Genomic DNA, 21,624 nt, shown 5'->3' with positions numbered 1-21,624 from the left:
TCACCCAGTATAAATGATCACGCCGGAATTTTCTAAGGCCTCACCGATAAAAAAATACCCGCGGCGTTCCGCCGCAGGTATTCCTCCTGAGAATCATTCCTTTTATAACTGCTCAACATACTGCTTCGCTTCGCCCAGAGACATATCCGAATGCTGGCGGACGAGCTTGATCGCGGCAATGAGCTTCCCGTCCTTCTTCATCTGGCGGACTGCGTCCAGGATCTCCTGCGGGGGAATGGGCCGGACACTTCCGGCTTCTCCTCTGCGCTTCATTTCAGCGGCTGCCCGCTGCTCCTGTTCTGCAGTCAGCGGCGCTTCAGCTGCGGTCTGGATGAACGGCATCCCCCGCTGCGGCCTCTTTCCAATTATGGCGCCGAGCAGAGTTCCGACTACCGAATACAGGACCAGATACTGTACGAACCGGTACAGATACAGCCAGACTGTGCTGAGCTCCAGCACCTCGCCATTCTCCTTCAGAATCGTTAGATTATCCCTAATGACATACTCACCAGGCGCATAATTGTTGACATCCTGCATGACCTGCAGCTTCCCGATGGGCGAAACTACCCACTCAAGCGGCTTATTGGTTACCGGATTACCAGAGGTGTCCAGCAGCATGCTGAGCAGCGTGAAAACCGCAATAACGTAAACCATATTATTGTTCCACGTAAAGCGTTTGGTAAGCACCACCACACTAAATATGAACAGCAGCGTTAACCCTTTTATGTACATATTATGAAGATAAAATTGCAAAACCGCAGGCAAAACCCAGCCGAACAGCATGACCATAACAACTGTAAATAAAGAAACGTACAGCAAAACCTTAGCATTCTTCTTCACGTACCGATTCCCCTTTCTTCAGCGCTAATACATTATTACCCAACCAAGCGTGGATTGTGACGGCGGCACCTTACTATATTAAGGGTATACATAGTTATAGGAAAAAATGAGGTTCATCCTAATTCATTTCAGCCGGGAGGGTTCTTATGAAAGAGCTGTTTAAAGAGATCATTACGAATGACATCAAACCCTTTTTCAAACAGCATGGTTACCGTAAAAAGGATTTGAATTTCCACAAAACAGAGGCTGGCTTTATCTACAAAATCAATTTTCAAAAGTACCCATACAATACTTCGAGCAAGCTTATGTTCTATATCAATTGCAGTGTCCATTCTGCCGAGCTGATACCTTTCCAGTCCAAGCAGCCCGAGGATCTTGCTCTGCCGCCTCTGGACTTCAAGGCTCACTTAAACGCCCGGATCAGAGAGCTCTGTCCCGCTGCTCCCCAACATTATACGCTGACACCCGAGACGGACCGGGAGACCTTCACAGCTGAGCTTATCCGTCATTTGGAGGAGGCCCTCAGCTTCATGCATGCCATGACAAGCGCCAGGGACATCGCAGATTACTATATGGATAGGACAGCACTGTATATGAGTGAAGAGATTTTCCGGCTACTGCTGCACTCAGGGGATCAGGAGACGGCAACGGATTACTTAGCCAGACTTAAAGAGAAATACGGTGCCGAGAAGCGGTGGGCGATCTTTGAGCGGAAGTATGATGCAATTTGGGCGGAGTACGGGCTGGATAAATGAAGGGAATAAATATGCCCCAAAAAGCGGATTTCAGAACAGGTCTGAGTCCGCCTCTTGGGCTGCCTATGGTTACAGCTCAGAGAAGTCCGGTCCAAGCAGCTCGGTTATCAAGCTTTATTTTGCCGTTATTACACTAATCTCAGCTTTATCCGCGTTCCAGCCCACCTCTGCTCCAAACAGCTCACTGATAAAGCGCAGCGGAACATGCGTCTCATTGTTATAGATCCGGATCGGTCCCCCAAGCAGCACCTTATTGCCGTTAACCGTTACAGTGGCGCCGCCGGGCTTCATCGTTACCTTTTGATTACGGTAGCTGATCGTTACTTCCTTGGTCTGTGCTACAAAAGACAGCGCCGCCCCCAGCGGCTCAGCCAGCTTACGCAGCGGTACCATCGTTACGCCCTCACGGATAACGCCCGGATAGTCCTGCTGAACACCGTCGATTATGACCGTACCGGTATCGAGAATCCGGACCGGCTGCTCCAGCCGGCTCTTCCAGGTCATCAGCCCGTCGCCCAACCGCCCGAACGAGCTGTTACCCCAAGCATACAAGTCACCTGTGGCATCCAGGGCAAAGCGCTGATCCCCCTTTGAGGCAATATCCGTAATTCCCTTTAAGGAAGGAACCGGATGCGGACGCTGCATCTGCTCATACTCTGCCTGAGCCAGATTTGGCTTGCTGTAATCCACCCCCGCTTCGTACACCTTCCCGTCTGCCTTCAGGAACAGCGCTGTATGCCCAATCGAAATCTCCCTCACCTCATCCAGCCCGGGGATCTGTGCCGGGGTATCTAAAATTCCGTAATTATTTTTAGGATTCAGACCTAAAAAATTCTGGCCCCAAGTATAAACATGGCCCGAAGCATCGAGCGCCAATGCCCTGGTGGCGTACATATCTATCGCCGTAATCTCCGGAAGACTGTATACCCGCAGCGGGCTGATCCGGAAGCCATAAGGATTGGATGAAGTAACCCTGCTAAGATGTTCCCAGCCTCCCCATGTGTATACTTCTCCGCGGCTGTTAAGCGCCAGACTGTATTCCCCGGCAGCAATTGCCTTGATCCCGTTGAGACCGGGCACCTGCTGTGGAGGATTGTCCCAGGAATCGCTGAGCTGGCCGTTTCCAAGCTGACCCTGGGAATTAATGCCCCAAGCCCAGACGGTACCGTCCTCTTTTAAAGCCAGATAATGATTATTGCTGCCCTCGATATCGGTAGTACCGTTTAGAGCCGTCATCTGTGACGGAGCACTGCTGCCCTCTGAGGGATATTTCCACACCGTGCCATCCTCGAACAGCACCAGCGTATCATAAGCGTCCATAAGGAACTTAACAGCCTTTTGCGGCAGCTCGACACGGTGCGGAACGGACTCATACATCCCGAACCTCCACAGGCTGTCGTCGCTTTTGTAGAAATACGTATAGCTGCCCGCAGTGTGAAACTCAGTGATTTTAGGCGAGGCTGCATATGTAGGCGAAGGTTGAACCGTCAGGCACAGGATCGTAAGGATGAAAGCCAGTATAGCTGATTTTTTCATAGATTTGTCCTCCTCTTGGATTAGGAATACACGCTAAGATTAGTTAGCTCCATTATACACTATGGATATTTTTACCTTTAACCAAGAGGAAAGAAACATTGCTGGTAAAAGAGTTAGCGGAAGCAGCGGAACTTTGGCATCAGCTTCAGCGAAGAAGGCGGACCAGCAGCCGAACCGGGCTCTTTAACAGCACCAGCCAGCGCCGCCACCGAATCCGCCACCAGCGCCGCCGCCGCGCGACTCGGTAATTTCAGTAATCTGCCCCCCATTAACCGTGACCGTGCCGCCGTTCAGCTCAGCAGTCCCGTCTGCATCAAAGGCGGAAGTGGCTTCTACATCAATAGTTCCTCCATTAATAAAGAGATTACCGTTCGAGTCAAAAGCATCCGTGTCTCCGCTGCCCATCGTTACTTTGATTGTACCGCCGTTGACTTCAATGGACGCATTATCGTTCACTTTTGGCGTGGCGTTGATGCCGTTATCTGTCGCATATAATGTGATCTGACCGTCATTAATTATGATATTATTGCCTTTGATGCCTTTCCACAGCAGTCACAATATTCAATTTGTACTCAATCCCTATCCCGGTTGCAACAAAAAAACGGACTCAGACCTGGTCTGAAATCCGTTTTTTCTGCTTGTAATATTATTCGTTGGTAAGAATTGAATGTTGTAGCAGCCGTTGAATCAGGACAGCCACTTCTGCACGCGTAACATTAGACTTAGCATCCAGTTTATTGCCGCTGCGTCCAGTAATTAGGCCGGCCCTGAAAGCAAGTGCCAGACCGTCCTTCGCCCAGCTGCCTACACTGCCTGCATCCTGGAAGCCCGCAAGCAACTCTGCTGCATCTGCAGCGCCAGTCCGCTCGGCAAGTCCTGTCAGCTTCATTGCTTTGGCGATAATAACCATTGCCTGCTCACGGGTAATTGGGTCATTCGGACGGAAGCTTCCATCCTCAAAGCCGGTAATCAAGCCGTACTCAGAAGCAGCTTCGACCGCTCCTGCATACCAGGCATCCGGTGACACATCCCCAAAGGCAGTGTTTCCTTTACCAAGCTTCAATCCCAGACCCCGTACGATAATAGCTGCAAATTCTGCCCGGGTAATGTCCGCATTTGGATTAAAGGTGGTTTCATTCACTCCATTAATAACCATACGTGAAGCCATATCATTAACTTCATCCTTGGCCCAGTGATTAGCTACATCCGCAAAAGTCAGCGGGTGCCAGACCACCGAATAGGAGCTGTTTGTAAGACTGCTGATTTCCGCATAATATTGTCCATCCTTCAGAATGATTCTGGTTGGGACATGACGCACTGTTCCGTCCGGGTCGATTACAATTCCCGTCGTAATCCGGTTCGGGTCGATACCGTCAGGAATGGCCATTGTCCGCTTCACATACACATTGAACCGGCTGATTTCTACCGTTCTGTTGCCATACGTGCCAGTGACAGTGAAATCCAGGGATGGCGCAACAAGGGTAAAGCCGCCTCTGCCCGCTGCTTCTGCAATCACCTGATTCATAGCAGCTGAAGTCTCACCGATGGTAATCTTCAATTTGATATCTTCCAGCTTCACTCCTGTACCCAATGCCTCTGCCAACGCCCCGATGTTGATTTCCGATGCCGGCAAAGTATAGGAAGCATTATTCGTCTGAAGCACCAGCGTCGCCGCTGTATTTTCCATATTCTTGATCATTTGGCCGTTGAGCTCACCGACAAAAATATTCGAGTCCAGCGTTACAGGAATCGTAATCACTGCCCCGTTGCCTTCCGCATCCAGCTTTGCTTGGAGTTTTACCGGGTCAACGGTGATTATAGTTGTTTTTACGTTCCCGGAAACTGTTGTCGTCGCTGTACCGGCATTCTCTTGTTTACCGTTAACCAAGACAATTACATCAGTTACAGTATTTGTGCCAGCAGAAGTGTTACCGCTGTTAGTATTACCTCCGGTATTGCCGTTGTTGCCGCCCGGAATACTCACTGGTTCAGCAGTTACTACTGCGGTTGCACTTCCGTATTTGACCACTCTGCCGCTGGCATCCACTTCTGCAATACCTATCTTCTCCCCGTTAGCTGAAGGAATCAGTCTGTCACTGCCTACAAGTGTGTATCCGGTAAGAAGCTCACCCACATTTGGGGTCACAGCATTTCCAGTGCCAAAATTCTTATAGTAGAGCTGATGTCCGTCAGCAGTTGCTGGTGTGATGGAAACCAGAGTCTTACCGTCATTAGCCGAGCCACTTGGATCGCTGGCACTCACAGTGAGGCCGCCAGCGGGAACAGGTACATCAGCCGTGAAGGTCAGCGTAGCAGAAGGTCCAGCCGGCACAGAACCGCTGGCAGCCACCCGTACTTTGACTGTATGCTCTCCGCTCAAATCCGGCAGGTTGGTACCATCGTACTTCACATAAGGTTGATCATCCACCGAGAACTCCATGCTTGTATCCAGACCGATGATGACATTGTTCTGGTCGTCAGCCGTAACTGCAGGTGCAGAAGGGGTAACCGCCTCGGAGTCATGCACAGTAACCTGAAGAGCGACCGAAGCAAAGGCCGTTGCTGTTGCCTTTGTACGAACATAGTAAATGTCCGGGTCAAGGTTTGCTATTACTGTGTCCTCAACGTCAGCCCATGGACCGGCGCTTCCTTTTCTATACTCCATCTGCAGAGTCACATTGTTAATAGCGCCGTTATTAGCCGCTTTATACGTCACATCTGTAACTGTAACTCCTGCAGGCGCAGCCGCACGGGCCGGAACACTCAATGTCTGCGCTATACTGTCGGAAGTCGTAGCACCATTGCCCTTCTTCACAATGCTCAACGATGCGCCCAGCCAGCTGCTTTCCAGCGCCAGCTTGCCGTTGCCATCCGCCGTAACGGCTGTGCCGTTTACGGTGTACGAGCCGTTTGCCGTCAGGCCGGTCAGTTGCTCAGTGGCGTAGTCGATCACCGTTGCCGGAGTCATTTCCGGCGATGTCGTAAACGCATTAACCGTCAGACTTCGCGTTGCCGATGCGAACGCTGTCGGCGTTGCCTTCACCCGAACGTAGTAGGTGTCCGGTGCAAGTCCGCTTACGCTCGTGCCGGTGATAGCCGTCCACGTGCCTGTCGTGCCTTGCTTGTATTCCATGGTGCTTGCCACATTTGTAAGCGTGCCGTTATTCGTATTCATTGACGTTTCATCCGTCGCCGTCACACCTGCCGGTACCGCCGGCCGGCCTGGCACTGGCAGCGTCTGCGCTGCGCTGTCTGTCGTCGTTGTGCCATTTCCCTTCTTCACAATCGAAAGGCTTGTACCCGGCCAACCGCTGTCTATTGCGATCTGGCCGTTTGAGTCAGCCGTCACGATTGTACCGTTCAACGTATACGTCCCGTTGGCTGTCAGACCGCCCAGTTTCTCGACAGCAAAGTCAATGGCTGCAGCAGGGGTTGCCTCCGCCGTTGCTGTGAAGGCTCCAACCGTCACTTGTGCCGGAGCAGAAGCAAATGCGCTTGACGTTGCCTTCACCCGAACGTAGTAGGTGTGCGGTGCAAGTCCGCTTACGCTCGTGCCGGTGATAGCCGTCCACGTGCCTGTCGTGCCTTGCTTGTATTCCATGGTGCTTGCCACATTTGTAAACGTGCCGTTATTCGCATTCATTGCCGTTTCATCCGTCGCCGTCACCCCTGTCGGTGCCGCCGGCCGGCTTGGCACTGGCAGCGTCTGCGCTGCGCTGTCTGTCGTCGTTGTGCCATTTCCCTTCTTCACAATCGAAAGGCTTGTACCCGGCCAACCGCTGTCTATTGCGATCTGGCCGTTTGAATCAGCCGTCACGGTTGCACCGTTCACCGTGTACGTCCCGTTGGCTGTCAGACCGCCCAGTTTCTCGGCAGCAAAGTCAATGGCTGCTGCCGGGGTTGCCTCCGCCGTTGCTGTGAAGGCTTCAACCGTCACTTGTACTGGAGCTGAAGCAAATGCGCTTGACGTTGCCTTCACCCGGACGTAGTAGGTGTCCGGTGCAAGTCCGCTTACGCTCGTGCCGGTGATAGCCGTCCACGTGCCTGTCGTGCCTTGCTTGTATTCCATGGTGCTTGCCACATTTGTAAGCGTGCCGTTATTCGCATTCATTGCCGTTTCATCCGTCGCCGTCACACCTGCCGGTGACGCCGGCCGGCCTGGCACTGGCAGCGTCTGCGCTGCGCTGTCTGTCGTCGTTGTGCCATTTCCCTTCTTCACGATGCTCAGCGTTGTGCCCAGCCAGCCGCTGTCTATTGCGATCTGGCCGTTTGAATCAGCCGTCACGGTTGCACCGTTCACCGTGTACGTCCCGTTGGCTGTCAGACCGCCCAGTTTCTCGGCAGCAAAGTCAATGGCTGCTGCCGGGGTTGCCTCCGCTGTTGCTGTGAATGCTCCAACTGCCACTTGTACTGGAGCTGAAGCAAATGCGCTTGACGTTGCCTTCACCCGGACGTAGTAGGTGTCCGGTGCAAGTCCGCTTACGCTCGTGCCGGTGATAGCCGTCCACGTGCCTGTCGTGCCTTGCTTGTATTCCATGGTGCTTGCCACATTTGTAAGCGTGCCGTTATTCGCGTTCATTGCCGTTTCATCCGTCGCCGTCACACCTGCCGGTGACGCCGGCCGGCCTGGCACTGGCAGCGTCTGCGCTGCGCTGTCTGTCGTCGTTGTGCCATTTCCCTTCTTCACGATGCTCAGCGTTGTGCCTAGCCAGCCGCTGTCTATTGCGATCTGGCCGTTTGAATCGGCCGTCACGGTTGCACCGTTCACCGTATACGTCCCGTTGGCTGTCAGACCGCCCAGTTTCTCGGCAGCAAAGTCAATGGCTGCTGCCGGGGTTGCCTCCGCTGTTGCTGTGAATGCTCCAACCGCCACTTGTACTGGAGCTGAAGCAAATGCGCTTGACGTTGCCTTCACCCGGACGTAGTAGGTGTCCGGTGCAAGTCCGCTTACGCTCGTGCCGGTGATAGCCGTCCACGTGCCTGTCGTGCCTTGCTTGTATTCCATGGTGCTTGCCACATTTGTAAGCGTGCCGTTATTCGCGTTCATTGCCGTTTCATCCGTCGCCGTCACACCTGCCGGTGACGCCGGCCGGCCTGGCACTGGCAGCGTCTGCGCTGCGCTGTCTGTCGTCGTTGTGCCATTTCCCTTCTTCACGATGCTCAGCGTTGTGCCCAGCCAGCCGCTGTCTATTGCGATCTGGCCGTTTGAATCAGCCGTCACGGTTGCACCGTTCACCGTGTACGTCCCGTTGGCTGTCAGACCGCCCAGTTTCTCGGCAGCAAAGTCAATGGCTGCTGCCGGGGTTGCCTCCGCCGTTGCTGTGAAGGCTCCAACCGTCACTTGTGCCGGAGCAGAAGCAAATGCGCTTGACGTTGCCTTCACCCGGACGTAGTAGGTGTCCGGGGCAAGTCCGCTTACGCTCGTGCCGGTGATAGCCGTCCACGTGCCTGTCGTGCCTTGCTTGTATTCCATGGTGCTTGCCACATTTGTAAACGTGCCGTTATTCGCATTCATTGCCGTTTCATCCGTCGCCGTCACCCCTGTCGGTGCCGCCGGCCGGCTTGGCACTGGCAGCGTCTGCGCTGCACTGTCTGTCGTCGTTGTGCCATTTCCCTTCTTCACAATCGAAAGGCTTGTACCCAGCCAACCGCTGTCTATTGCGATCTGGCCGTTTGAATCAGCCGTCACGGTTGCACCGTTCACCGTGTACGTCCCGTTGGCTGTCAGACCGCCCAGTTTCTCGGCAGCAAAGTCAATGGCTGCAGCCGGGGTTGCCTCCGCCGTTGCTGTGAAGGCTTCAACCGTCACTTGTACTGGAGCTGAAGCAAATGCGCTTGACGTTGCCTTCACCCGGACGTAGTAGGTGTCCGGTGCAAGTCCGCTTACGCTCGTGCCGGTGATAGCCGTCCACGTGCCTGTCGTGCCTTGCTTGTATTCCATGGTGCTTGCCACATTTGTAAGCGTGCCGTTATTCGCATTCATTGACGTTTCATCCGTCGCCGTCACACCTGCCGGTACCGCCGGCCGGCCTGGCACTGGCAGCGTCTGCGCTGCGCTGTCTGTCGTCGTTGTGCCATTTCCCTTCTTCACAATCGAAAGGCTTGTACCCAGCCAACCGCTGTCTATTGCGATCTGGCCGTTTGAATCGGCCGTCACGGTTGCACCGTTCACCGTGTACGTCCCGTTGGCTGTCAGACCGCCCAGTTTCTCGGCAGCAAAGTCAATGGCTGCTGCCGGGGTTGCCTCCGCCGTTGCTGTGAAGGCTCCAACCGTCACTTGTGCCGGAGCAGAAGCAAATGCGCTTGACGTTGCCTTCACCCGGACGTAGTAGGTGTCCGGGGCAAGTCCGCTTACGCTCGTGCCGGTGATAGCCGTCCACGTGCCTGTCGTGCCTTGCTTGTATTCCATGGTGGTTACCACATTTGTAAGCGTGCCGTTATTCGCATTCATTGACGTTTCATCCGTCGCCGTCACACCTGTCGGTACCGCCGGCCGGCCTGGCACTGGCAGCGTCTGCGCTGCGCTGTCTGTCGTCGTTGTGCCATTTCCCTTCTTCACAATCGAGAGGCTTGTACCCGGCCAGCCGCTGTCTATTGCGATCTGGCCGTTTGAATCAGCCGTCACGATTGTACCGTTCACCGTGTACGTCCCGTTGGCTGTCAGGCCAGTCAGTTCCTCCACTGCAAAATCAATCGCTGCTGTCGGAGTTGCCTCCGGCGTCAGCGTCGTATCGCTTACAGTAATCGTTAGCGTCTGCGTATTGCCCGCGCTGAAGGTAAACGTCAGGCTCGCCGTGCCAGCCGACTGCTGCGCTAAGTATTCCTTCTTGATCGTTACCGTGCTGCCGGATACGGTATAATCCGTGTTCAGAACTAGCGTCGAAGCGCCGTTCTGGATGCTGCTGAGCGTGTTGCCGTTCAGCGTCATCGTCGTTGTTACGTCCGCCTGCGCCGTTGTCTTCTTATCGAAGCTGGCAATGGCAGGTGAAATACTAGAATTCGTCGTACTGGTTGTAAAGTTCTGATCGCTTCCGTAGCTGATTCCCTGCGAGTTCTTCGCATAAGCGCGGAAATGATAGGTCGTATTTGCATTTAAGGCACTCAAATTTATACTAAATGTTCCAGTGGTTCCCGAGGTAGTGACCTTACTGTTGCTTATCGTAGGATTTGCACTTTCGGAATAAACCACACCTCGTTCTGTTATAGCTGCTCCGCCGTCTGAGGTCACATTCCCTCCAATCGTTGCTAAGCTGCTAGTAAGCCCTGTTACAGAAGAGCTTGTTATAACTGTCGGCGCGGTTGCGCCGCTCGGCAACTGCCCTGACGAGTTCCATGTAACCAAAGCGATAGCTGAATTGGTTCCACTATTGTTCGTAGCATTCAAGGTCGCTCCGCTTGGATCAACATCGGCAATTCCTTTAATGGTAGCACCAACCTTGATATTGCCGTTGCTGTAGATGCCTATTCCACCTGCAGCATCTCCGCCACTACTTCCGATAGTATTAACCCACTGCGTACTGCCATTGGAGGAAGAGAGCTTGATTACAAACAAATCCGTGCCCCCAACAGAAGTAACATTGGTGGAACCAAAAGTTGCCGTTCCATTAAAAGTACCTAATGCGTACAGATTTCCGGAATCATCAATGTTTAAGTTCGATCCAATGTCGGCTCCGGTACCTCCACCAGTAAACTTCCAAAGCAATGCCCCGTCTGAAGGATTCAATTTCACCACATACACATCATTAGCACCTGCCGATGTGGCGTTGGAGGTACCTGTTCCTGGGTCAAAATCGTTGGTTCCTTGGAAGAGCCCTGTAACATATACTCCGGTACTATCCGTGATCACACCTCTGGCATGACTGATTGAGGAAGACTTGAATTGGTCCGCCCACTGGGTAACACCGGAGCTGTTCAATTTCCATACAAAAGAATTAGCAGTGCCGGTATTTTCAAAAGTTTTGCTTCCGAAGGTTGGAGCTCCGTAGACATTACCCACTGCATACACATCTTCACTGCTATCCACAGCAAGTGAATAAAGGTTACTACTTGAACTGTCTGTTGTTGGATTCGCTGTAAACCAGGTCAAGGCGCCTGTAGCGGCATTTATTTTCATAACAAAAAGAGTAGTTGTCGTTGCCGTTTGAGTGAATATAGCACCTGTACCGTCAGTAACAGTGTTAGATTTACCGCTCTGCGGGCTGGATGCGGCTCCCCAATGAACCGATGTACCTGCGCTGTTAATGGCTATGGCATCGTTGGGTGTGGTGGAGAGGGGGCCTCGATTCGTAACGACCCATTGAAATACGCCCGAGCTATTTAATTTTAATAGGAAAGCCTGGCTGTTCGCTGTTTCCCCTTGAATCGTATGAGTTGCGTTAGGATCCGGGTCTACATCTAACAGCCCCGTTGTGCCGTCACCCATAAATTGCGCGGCAACGTACACATTTCCCGAACTATCAACGGCAATTCCTCTTCCATAATCGCCATAGCTGGAGGCGCTCTTTACACTTCCGATCACTTTTACCCAAGTTAAAGTACCATCGGAAGCATACTTGGCAATAAAAATAGAGCTGCCTGTCCCGGTATTCGGATCGACAACCGTGTTTATTCCATCGAATTTCACATTACCGTTAAAAAAACCCGTCGTATATGTATTACCGCTTCCATCTACCTGAGTAGCACTAACAGTAATGCTGGAACTGGAATCAGCCCCTGTTATATTAATTAAATTCTGATTTGAGGCCAATGCATAGGAACCAAAAAAACAAAGAAAAAGTAAACCTAATACAAGAGCGGTCATCCACCTTAAAGCGAATACAGCAGGCAGCTTCTTTCTCCTTAAATATCCGAGAATCATAGAAGTTCACTCCTTTCATATTGTCACAACATTATGCTTTAGTGAAGAATTCCCGGCACGATGCGATCAATCTCGACTATAATCTATTTTTTTCGCTATAAGTATAGTGTCTTCAGCTACTAGTTCGTAACGCCTCCCTCGGAAGATATCCCTCTTTATACGTAATACGTATGAATTATATCTATCCTTGAAAACATTGGTCTGTCGCTATCTCAGCGGTCCGCTCTATCACCTGGCCTTTCTGAAAATGGATAGGCTTCATTAGCAAATTCTTCGTGTTGGTAATTTCGATAATAACACAAATTTTAGAGAAATAGTTCTATAATAATTACTTACTATATAGCGGTCAAATCCGCTCAAACACCAGCAGAAGGAGGTATGCCATTCAATAAGGTGAGCAACAAGCGTGGACCATACAGACAATTGATTGATAGAGGAATAATGACGATTCATCATGAAAAAAGCGGTAGTCATCGCCTGGATGCAGCCTCTATATGCTGTCCAGACGAATGACACCGCTTTGTTGCTCATCTTATTACTGAACGGATCAATGTTTTGACTCCAGTCCCTAAATTACTGCCCCGTCCCTCTACCACCGCCAGCGCCACCCCGGAATCCGCCGCCGCCGCCGCGCGACTCGGTAATTTCAGTGATCTGCTCGCCATTAACCGTGACCGTGCCGCCGTTCAGCTCAGCAGTCCCGTCCGCATCAAAGGCGGAAGTGGCTTCTACATCAATAGTTCCTCCATTAATATAGAGATTACCGTTCGAGTCAAAAGCATCCGTATCTCCGCTGCCCATCGTTACTTTGATCGTACCGCCGTTGACTTCAATGGACGCATTATCGTTCACCTTTGGCGTGGCGTTGATGCCGTCATCTGTCGCATATATTGTGATCTGACCGTCATTAATTATGATATTATTACCCTCGATGCCTTCCACAGCGGTCTCAATATTAAGGGTTCCGCCGTCGATCTGCACAAGGTTGTTAGCCGTAATGCCATCATCCGCAGCAGTGATATTAAGAGTGCCGCCTGCAATGTAGATATTTCCAAGTGTAGTGTCCTCTTCATTTTCGCTATGCAGCGCATCTTTACCGGTATCAATGGTAATCGTTCCATCGCTGATCAGTATGGCATCGTTGGCTTCAAGCCCATCCGCCGATGAATTAATGGTATAGACACCTCCGGTGATTTTGAGATCATCCTTGGAAGAAATACCATTGCCCTCAGCCGACACAATGTTCAGGCTTCCGGTTCCGTTCAGGGTCACATCGGCTCTGGAGAAAATCACCGCATCCAGATTGGTCTCCCCATCCGCCGTGTAGGTTCCGGTAACCTCCATATAGTTATCGCTGTCAGTCGAGGTAACGAAGACTTTATCTGCTGCTTTTACGTAAATGGCAGGTGCATCATCATTTGTTATGCTGACACCGTCAAGAACAATTTGCACCTTTGCCTCCTCGGCAGCATCGACCGTCACTGTTACATTCTCCACATCACCGCTTAAGACATATACGCCTTCCTCGCTCAGGGTGACATCCTGATTGCTTACCAGATTCATCCGGGTGGCAGCTGTCAGATCCGCCGTCTGCTCCAGATCACGGTCCGTGAATAGTGCCGATGTATCTGTACCCGTTGTTCCCATTGTTCCCGTTGTTCCGGTTGTTGCAGTGCCTTCAGCTGCTTCACCTGTTGACGTTGTGCCGGAAGACACGGTAGAAGCTGCTGTCTGCGTAGCTGCTGCTTGTGTACTTGTAACTACTGCCGCGCTATTGTCCTGTACACTCGAGCACCCTACGACAGATAGACTTAATAATGCGGCGAACGTTAGAACCTTTATGCTGATCAGACTGTTGTTTTTCATCATTGAACACTCCTTGTATAATCAGATGCAATCGTTGTTTGAATAAACATTATTGCCTCCTGGCTTATACAAAGAATAACCCGTATACCTTTAACCAAGCTTAAACAGACACAAAAATAAGGGATGCCGGATAGCACCCCTCTGTTTCTTTTATAGTACAGGTTGAATTTTCTTGGTAGGCTGCGGCCCGGCGCCGTTCTTAGCCCAGTAGACAATGTAGTAAATAGTGCTGTTATAGCTAACGGTCCCTGCATAGTTAACATTCTGGAAGGAGTTCTCATTCGTCCAGATCTTATATCCCGGGGAAGCATAGTTCCAGCGCATAGGCTGGTTTCCCGCCGGTTTATGCGTCCAGTCATTGGCTGAAGTATCACTTTTCATAAAATGATAATCGTTGCTTCCCTTACGGACTGCAACCACCCGCTCGTAATAGGCCAGGGAGCTGGGCTTCGACGTAGTCTTGTATCCCCAATATCCGAGCGCATTGAGGTCACTGACTGCCAAATCTGCTATTTCTGCAACCCCCATGCTTACCGAGAAGCTTTTTCCGGAGTGGTAGCCCGGGTCCTTAAAGACCTGCTGGCCGATCGCATATCCGTAGCAATTATAATATCTGTAGTCATTCGACCAGGCCCCGATTAAGGTACTATCCTGCAGCGTATAGCCGGCCAGGGCAGAGATGCCTCTTGCAGCAACCGCGGGGGTACCGGTGACCTCCAAAATATTGTGTGCAAGCTCCACCATCTTCGTGTAGCTGTACGGGATACGGTCTGCAGTTATTGCGCCGCTCTCAATACCTGTGACGATCTCTTTTGCCGCATTCCGTGTGAATTTATCCGCTTCCAGGCCTTCCGGTAACCGGAGTCCGTTCGCAAGCAGATTATCCAGGACCTCTTCTCCGCTTAATTGCGTCAGCTGCTCTACAGTAGCCTGACTGCCTTCCGCGCCCGCTGCAGGTGCCGGTGAAACCACCATATGTAATAGAAAGAATGCCATCACCAAAGAAAACGCTTTAATCACCTTCTTCAACGTATTCCCTCCTGCTAATATATTCGTTAGCATAAGTATACACGGAATAGAATCCCCTGTACCATTATTCACTAATTATCAATTAATTCAATTATTTGGAATTCCGTTCATATCCAACAAAATAGACTCCACTTCTGACGCAGGCATCGGCTTATAAAAGAAGTACCCCTGGATCTCATCACACTTATTCTTGTTGAAAAAGGCGAACTGCTCCCCGGTTTCGACACCCTCGGCAATAACCTGAAGCTTCAGGTTTTTGGCCAGCTGAATGATCGTCTTGGCGATAGCCTCATCCTCGTTGCCTGTTGAAATCCCGCGCACAAACTGCATATCAATTTTGATCCGGTCTACAGGCATGGTCTTTAATCTGCTTAAAGAGGAATACCCCGACCCAAAATCATCAATGGAGATACTGACGCCCAGCTCCTTAAGCGCATGAAGCACCTCTAGAATATTGTCATCACCGTCAGCGGCAGCACTTTCAGTGATCTCCAGTTCCAGGTACTCCGGCCCGAGGCCCGTCTCACGGAGTGTCCGTTCAACAATGCTAAGCAGGTTCCGGTCCTTGAACTGGACAACCGACAGGTTCACTGCCATGCGTATCCCCTGCACCCCCAGCTCCTGCCACTCCTTCATCTGCCGGCAGGCGGTCTCTAACACCCACTTGCCGATAGGCAGGATCAGTCCGGTCTGCTCAGCCAAGGGAATAAAGGCAGCCGGTGAAATCATGCCTAGCTCCGGATTATTCCAACGGATCAGCGCTTCCAGACCTACAATTTCTTTCGTCTGCACATTCACCTGCGGCTGGTAGTGTAGAACAAGCTCATTTCGCTCCAGTGCCCGGTACAGGCTGTTCGTAAGCTGTGTTTTCTCCGATACCTGCTCCTTCATAGCTGGTGAGCATAAGAGGTACTGGTTTTTACCTTTTTCTTTGGCCGCGTACATCGCCAGATCAGCATTTCGGATCAGCTCCTCCGTGCTTTCCCCGTCTCCGGGGTAGACCGCGATCCCTGCACTGGCCGTAATAAAGAATTCCTGGCCTTTGACAATTACGGGCCGGGCAATCGCATTTATGATGCTTTCAGCCATTTTTTCAATGTCTTCTACCCGCTCTATCCCGGCCACCTTTACCAGGAACTCATCGCCGCCAAAACGCGACACCATATCCTGTTCATGCAGACACCCGGCTATTCTGCTTGTCACCTGCTTAAGCATCTCGTCTCCGCCGAGGTGTCCTATTGTGTCGTTGACGATTTTGAAGGCATCCAGATCAATAAAAAGCACACCAATATGCCTGTCATTCTCCCCGGCCGACCGGATACTCTCTTCCAGCTGATTCTTGAATAACGTATGGTTCGGAAAACCGGTCAGCGCATCATAATAAGCCATATAGCTGATTTCCCGTTGAGCCTCCACCTTTACCAGCGCATCTGACAGCAGATTAGCAAGAATCCGCAGCAGCTGCTGATGATTCTGCCCAAAGCTCCTTGCAGCCTTGACGGATGTAAGCAACAGCAGCCCCAGAATCCTGCCTTTGTTCCTTACAGGAACAGAGATCAGCGACTTTATCTTATGTGAACTGAATAATGCCTGCTCTGCACCGGCTTCCGGCGGCAGCATGTCTACGTCCGTTACCTTTAACTGGCCAGTGTGTACGAGCTCCTTCAACCACCACGCGAAGCCTTTGCCGTTCAACCGGGAAATGAAGGTATCCGCCTGCTCCTTCCCTTCCCTGGACCATTCATAGGCCTCAGGATGATTCGACAACGGAATATAAAAAGCCCGTTCTACTTGAAAGTGCTCTCCGCACAGCTCTAGCAGCTCATTGATTTTCTCATCCAGGTCTGATTCAGAGACCTTAACGAAGTCACCCGATATGCGGGCAACCAGCTTCTGAAACCTGATCTGGGCTTCATTATCTTCAAGACGCTGGACGTAGACCCGGTTAACAAAATAGGCCAGCCAAAGGGTGATGCCCAGGATGCCGATCCTGGCCAGATAATCCGATCCGTCCACCTGGACCATCGCTTCCGGCATCCTCACCCATATATAGATTTGCGTAATTAGTATAGGCACTCCGATCCAAAGAATCATAAACCGTTTATTGAAAAGAACAGACAGCATTACAATAATGAACGGAGCCGACCATGCGGTAACACTTGCAGATTCCACATAGCTCAGGGCAATCAGAAGAATGGAGGCCAGCATGATAATAATGAATACGCCTTCCTTAACATCCTTTTTAGCCGGTATATATTTAATGAGCGTCAGCAGCAAGCCGTTGACAAAAAAGAACAGGCTGAACAACAGAATAAAACCAAACCGGGGAGCCTGCTGATTAAAAAAGTACTGCGAAGCAAAATTCAGCATTCCGCCGATCACGTAGAGAAAGGACATAATTTTAATAAACCGGTCCAAGTTAACATTACTTAAAATTTGACCCGGTTCAGCCTTTTCACTTTTTCCCAGACCCATAAGCCCATACCGCCTGATTGCATAGAACATAGCTGTTGTAGGCAGCAGCACAATAACTGGCGCCAGCTGAGGAAGCTTAACAGATGCGTAAGTGTTCATAATGACATCTGTTGCAGTACCCGCGATCAGAGCCATGCTATGGGAGAACATAAGGAGATAGCCCTGCTTCTTCTTAATCGGGTCTTTAGACCTTCTTGCCCAGTTCCAGAGCAGCAGCAGTCCCGCTGTGGTAAAGCAAATATAGTACAGGTTAAAATAAACATCCCCCCAGCCGTTGGCAGAAATGTTCACCCAGCCTGCCGCTGTATAGATTAGGTTGTACTGCTCCTTAGCAGAAGCATTATACCCGAATGCAATAACGTTAACCGCAGCCGGGAAATACAGAACCACGTAAATCCATTTGTTTTTGAGAACAGCCGTTCTTTCTGTCAGAATTAGAGAAAAGTGCAGAAGTATGCTATACACCGTGCCGTAGCCGAGTGAAGCCAGTCTGCGCCATAGAATAGCCGTCTCATAATCGGGTGCTGAATTGGTGATTGAAAAGCAAAAGGACCATATGGACAGGGACAGACAGGCTATACAATAGAGCCGGTTAAGCTTGCTGCCGGTATTAAGAGACAGGATGTACATCCCCAGAATGAAGTAAATGGCGAAAGTAATAAATAAAACGAATGAATATATATAGGATAACGTCATGACGGGTCCCTCCATGATTCCCACTAGATTCTATATATCTGAGAGAAACCATACATTGATACAATATACCTATATTTCGGCAAAAATGAGAGGTTCTATTAGCAATATTTCCATACGAAAGACCCCTCCAGCCCCTGGAAGGGTCTTAACCCTGATACTTATTAGGATGGATCACCGTGCATTCATAAATATCCACCAAAATAAAACTCCACTGCCTCCCGGGAGTACCTATCCTCTCCCTGCCACTCCGCCATGGCGTTGTAATCCGGGCTTCCGCCTCTGCGCTTACGTGGAGTATCACCCGGCACCAGCAGCCCGGCATAACCCCAGATCTCCATCAGCACATCCCGCTCATTCTTACTGGAGGGAACCACGTCCTTCCACCGCTTCTCCAGCATCCGCGCACTATCGTGGTCAGCGCAGTCCCGAATCGCTTCGAGCATTCCGGAGAGTATGGCAGCATCCCCGGCAGTACTCTCACAAGGCTCTTCCTTACTGAATAATTCAAGATCCAGCCAGCAGTATAAAAGCCAGTTCAGGCGAATGCCGCCCCATTTGACCCGCTCGAAATTCAGCACATTCAAATCCTCATGGTTATAATCCCGGTCCGACATTAATCCGTGAACGTTACAATCCCCGCAGCTGCTGTAACTCGGCCGTACTGCACTCCGCTCCTCATAAGTATGCATAGGCAAACGTGAGGTCAGCGCCCAGCTTGAGAGCGCACTCCGCAAATGGACTTTTTTAGTAGATAGACTGTGCAGGAACGCGGCAGCTACCCGCTCCCTGGTAATCGCCTGATGCAGCTCATGGAGCCGCATTACGATCTCATCGTGAGTAATGGTTACGGGGTCGAACATCAGCCCTTGGCTCTTGGCATAATCGAACGCCTCACCGGCAAAAGCGCCCGGAGTCCCCCTCCAGCCGGCTGATGTCCAGAAGGTGTTCATTAGAATCTTTTTTGCTTTCTTATCCATGCTGTCACTCCTTGGGTTTGGCTTAATCGGCTATGAACGTGTAGTTCTATACTATCTCTGTTATTACCTGCTTGCCAAATATCCGGTTCCTGTTCGTTCTCTCTTTCTGCCAAAAGAAATAGACCGCCCGGAAGCGGTCTACTTATTAACACTGATAAGCGAGCTCAACCGTTCCAGGAGGTCGCCGCCGCCTGTTACAGAGATGGAGCCGATTTTGTCGCAGATCTTCTCAAGGAATTCCAGCTCCTTCAGCCGGAATAGTGTCTGATTCTCGTCCATCAGCTTCGCCGTATTGAGCAGGCTGCGCGTTGAGGCGGTCTCTTCCCTGCGGGTAAGCAGGTTCGCCTGCGCCTTCTTCTCCGCGAGCAGAACAGTGTTCAGGATGTCCTTCATTTCTCCCGGCAGAATGACATCCTTCACGCCCGCCCCAAGGAAGCGTACCCCGAAGGCATCTTCCTTCTCCTGAATGCGGGACAGGATGAAGGTAGCAACATCCTCCTTCTGCTTCAGAAGCTCATCGAGCTTCAAGGTCCCGACATATTCCCGAAGCAGCAGCTGAAGCTGGATGTGGATCTGCTCATCATACGCCTTCAGCTCCAGCACGCGCTGCGGATTCACGATCTTGTACTGGCATACGAAGTTCAGGCGCAGCGTAACCTTATCCTCGGTCATGATCTCCTGGCCGATCAGATCCATCTGCTGCTGTCTTAGATCGACTATTTTGGTCAGCACCGAGACTGGCCCCTTCCAGAAATAATACTTACCGGGCGCAAGCTCCCGCTGGAGGGTATGATCATAGAACAGGAAGCCCAGCTCATGGCTGGCGATTTCACAGCACTGCACATACGGCGTAAGCTTCGTTATAATCGAGCGGTCAATCCCGGCCGGAAGCTCCGGCTGCCGGATGTCCGTATGCACGAAGGAGTGCTTTTTCAGGAGGTTCCAGTAAGCATACACCCCTGGCTTCAGCACCTGTGCGAATTGACCGTCCTCATAGTGTACAACAATCTCATGATCCAGTACGCGTACAACATCAAGCTCCCGCAGGAGCTCTTCATCCTGGATGAACAGCTGCAGGTCCTTGCCCTCCACGCTAAACGGCTTAGCAATATTTAAGACCGCTACCGTATGCTGTGACCAGGACAAGTACCGGTAGGTTCCCGGCAGCAGCCGTTTCACATAACTTCCCTTATGAAAGAGCAGACCGCGCTGGTCCGCTTGAATCGTGATTTGCTTCAACATCTTTATTCCCCCTTCATGTTTGACCAATGGATGACAGAATCCCGCTGCGGTCCTGGCGGAATCACGTTTGAGACAGGCGCCCTGCTGGGAGGTTCGGGGGACATCCGGGTTCGCAGCCTGACTAGCCTTCAGCCAGCCTTCGTTCCCTTCTGTCCTTGCCCTAGCCTCCTCTGCTGCCGCACTACCGGTATCCACGGATTACAAAGCCCTTCCGCAGTGCGCTGAATTAGCCGCCTGGGATTCTGCCCCTTGGTTTCCTTACTCAGATTGTGCTCAATTGTGGCTCGATGGAAATCGAGTACTATACCAATAATCGCTCCCTAGGCGATTGGGGAATCGAACCCCAAGTGGATTCCTACCGAAACGGACTGTACAGGATACCGTAACATACATGCCGGCACTGCGGGATCTTATGAGATCCCCGCCTCGTTACGCCCGCCCGGATAAGAACCAAATGTATGATGAACGCATTCGGCGTTATCAACTTGCTAAGTGTTAAGCTGCTTCTTACAGGTTCTATCTTCGCTGAAATCCGGCGGAACGAACATGGCGAAAGTATTACGACGGGAGAAAAAATTTCCAGAGGGGGGAGGAGGGAAAGAAAAAAGCTCAGGGCAGGGGGCTGCGCTTGAGCTTTGGGAGTGCGGATTCTGAGCCAATATTCTCATTAAAAATAGACTGTCACACAGACAGCCCCATAATAAGTATGTGTATTTATTAATCCGAGAGAACAGAAGGAGCAGTAAAAGCATGGGCAAGCTGCATACCATCCTTTAAACCTTGAAGATAAAGACGTTCATACAGAACGGATAGCTTTATTTGAAGTTTCCCCTCCCAATCCTCAAACTCAGGCATACGTGTAAGGTCCATAGAATCAAACAACGCCTGAAACGCTTTACTCTCTTCTTCAAAAACAAGCCTGGGCTCGGATTGGTATTCGATCTGTGCTGTCACTTCATTTAATCTGCCTTGCATCGTTTGAACAAACCATGTCGGAAAGCCCACCACATCTCCTCCATCACAGAAGTTTAAACGAAAAGCCCCTGAGTACCGGTTCTTTTCTTGATACATCTGATTAATAATTTCATCTACCTTATGACTCTGAGCTTGAACCGCCTCATTGCAGCTGAGTGGAACTCCCTGCTCCAGGGATCTCTGTCCAAGTTCATTCAGCTTACGTTTTTCCTCCTCACATTTCTGACTCAAATGCTGCATTACAAACCCTCCCTTCTGGAAAAGCTATATCTGAAAATATCGAATTATGAACGGGATACTTTAAAAAAGACCAATATGTTTTCATCGTTACGCATATGCGTACCATACTTGGAAATATTATACGGTACGCTTATAC

General features: G+C 51.0%; 11 protein-coding genes. 1 reads left to right on the top strand and 10 read right to left on the bottom strand.

Features of this window, described 5'->3' with window-relative positions; genetic code table 11:
* Positions 1 to 102 precede the first annotated feature (102 nt).
* The gene (locus R70331_RS03305; protein WP_042172843.1) at positions 103 to 840 is read right to left on the bottom strand and encodes a hypothetical protein; all 738 of its coding nucleotides are present in this window, start codon (positions 838 to 840) and stop codon (positions 103 to 105) included.
* A gap of 146 nt (positions 841 to 986) precedes the next feature.
* On the opposite strand from R70331_RS03305, the gene R70331_RS03300 reads away from it, so the two are divergent.
* Positions 987 to 1,595: a DUF4304 domain-containing protein gene (locus R70331_RS03300; RefSeq protein ID WP_042172841.1), complete on the top strand. Its 609-nt coding sequence runs from the start codon at positions 987 to 989 to the stop codon at positions 1,593 to 1,595.
* Positions 1,596 to 1,709: 114 nt separating this feature from the next.
* Here the strand turns inward: R70331_RS03300 and R70331_RS03295 are convergent, their stop codons facing one another.
* The 9 genes from R70331_RS03295 to R70331_RS03255 all read right to left on the bottom strand — a co-directional run bounded on the left by R70331_RS03295 (position 1,710) and on the right by R70331_RS03255 (position 21,488).
* On the bottom strand, positions 1,710 to 3,131 hold the full coding sequence (locus tag R70331_RS03295) for a stalk domain-containing protein (RefSeq protein ID WP_042172840.1): 1,422 nt from the start codon (positions 3,129 to 3,131) through the stop codon (positions 1,710 to 1,712).
* A gap of 183 nt (positions 3,132 to 3,314) precedes the next feature.
* The gene (locus R70331_RS03290) at positions 3,315 to 3,668 is read right to left on the bottom strand and encodes a carbohydrate-binding domain-containing protein (RefSeq protein ID WP_331281508.1); all 354 of its coding nucleotides are present in this window, start codon (positions 3,666 to 3,668) and stop codon (positions 3,315 to 3,317) included.
* 109 nt (positions 3,669 to 3,777) lie between these two features.
* Complete coding sequence (locus tag R70331_RS03285; RefSeq protein ID WP_197071387.1) at positions 3,778 to 11,754, bottom strand: S-layer homology domain-containing protein; 7,977 nt, start codon at positions 11,752 to 11,754, stop codon at positions 3,778 to 3,780.
* Between the two features lie 807 nt (positions 11,755 to 12,561).
* Positions 12,562 to 13,857 carry a carbohydrate-binding domain-containing protein gene (locus R70331_RS03280; RefSeq protein WP_197071386.1) on the bottom strand — a complete coding sequence of 432 codons (1,296 nt, stop codon included), beginning with the start codon at positions 13,855 to 13,857 and terminating at the stop codon, positions 12,562 to 12,564.
* 147 nt (positions 13,858 to 14,004) lie between these two features.
* The gene (locus R70331_RS03275; RefSeq protein WP_231576482.1) at positions 14,005 to 14,874 is read right to left on the bottom strand and encodes a hypothetical protein; all 870 of its coding nucleotides are present in this window, start codon (positions 14,872 to 14,874) and stop codon (positions 14,005 to 14,007) included.
* Positions 14,875 to 14,970: 96 nt separating this feature from the next.
* Entirely contained in the window at positions 14,971 to 18,054 is a 3,084-nt protein-coding gene (locus R70331_RS03270; RefSeq protein ID WP_052418898.1) for an EAL domain-containing protein, read from the bottom strand.
* Between the two features lie 182 nt (positions 18,055 to 18,236).
* Positions 18,237 to 19,031, bottom strand: a complete 795-nt coding sequence (locus R70331_RS03265; RefSeq protein WP_042172832.1) for a hypothetical protein — start codon at positions 19,029 to 19,031, stop codon at positions 18,237 to 18,239.
* A 138-nt stretch (positions 19,032 to 19,169) separates the two neighbouring features.
* Positions 19,170 to 20,273 carry a slipin family protein gene (locus R70331_RS03260; RefSeq protein ID WP_042172830.1) on the bottom strand — a complete coding sequence of 368 codons (1,104 nt, stop codon included), beginning with the start codon at positions 20,271 to 20,273 and terminating at the stop codon, positions 19,170 to 19,172.
* Between the two features lie 717 nt (positions 20,274 to 20,990).
* Entirely contained in the window at positions 20,991 to 21,488 is a 498-nt protein-coding gene (locus tag R70331_RS03255; RefSeq protein ID WP_042172828.1) for a hypothetical protein, read from the bottom strand.
* Between the last annotated feature and the right edge of the window lie 136 nt (positions 21,489 to 21,624).

It is taken from the genome of Paenibacillus sp. FSL R7-0331 (genome assembly GCF_000758645.1).
Lineage (GTDB): Bacteria > Bacillota > Bacilli > Paenibacillales > Paenibacillaceae > Paenibacillus_AQ > Paenibacillus_AQ camerounensis.
The sequence above is the reverse complement of the archived record's forward strand: the minus strand, read 5'-3'. Positions and strand labels throughout refer to the sequence as shown.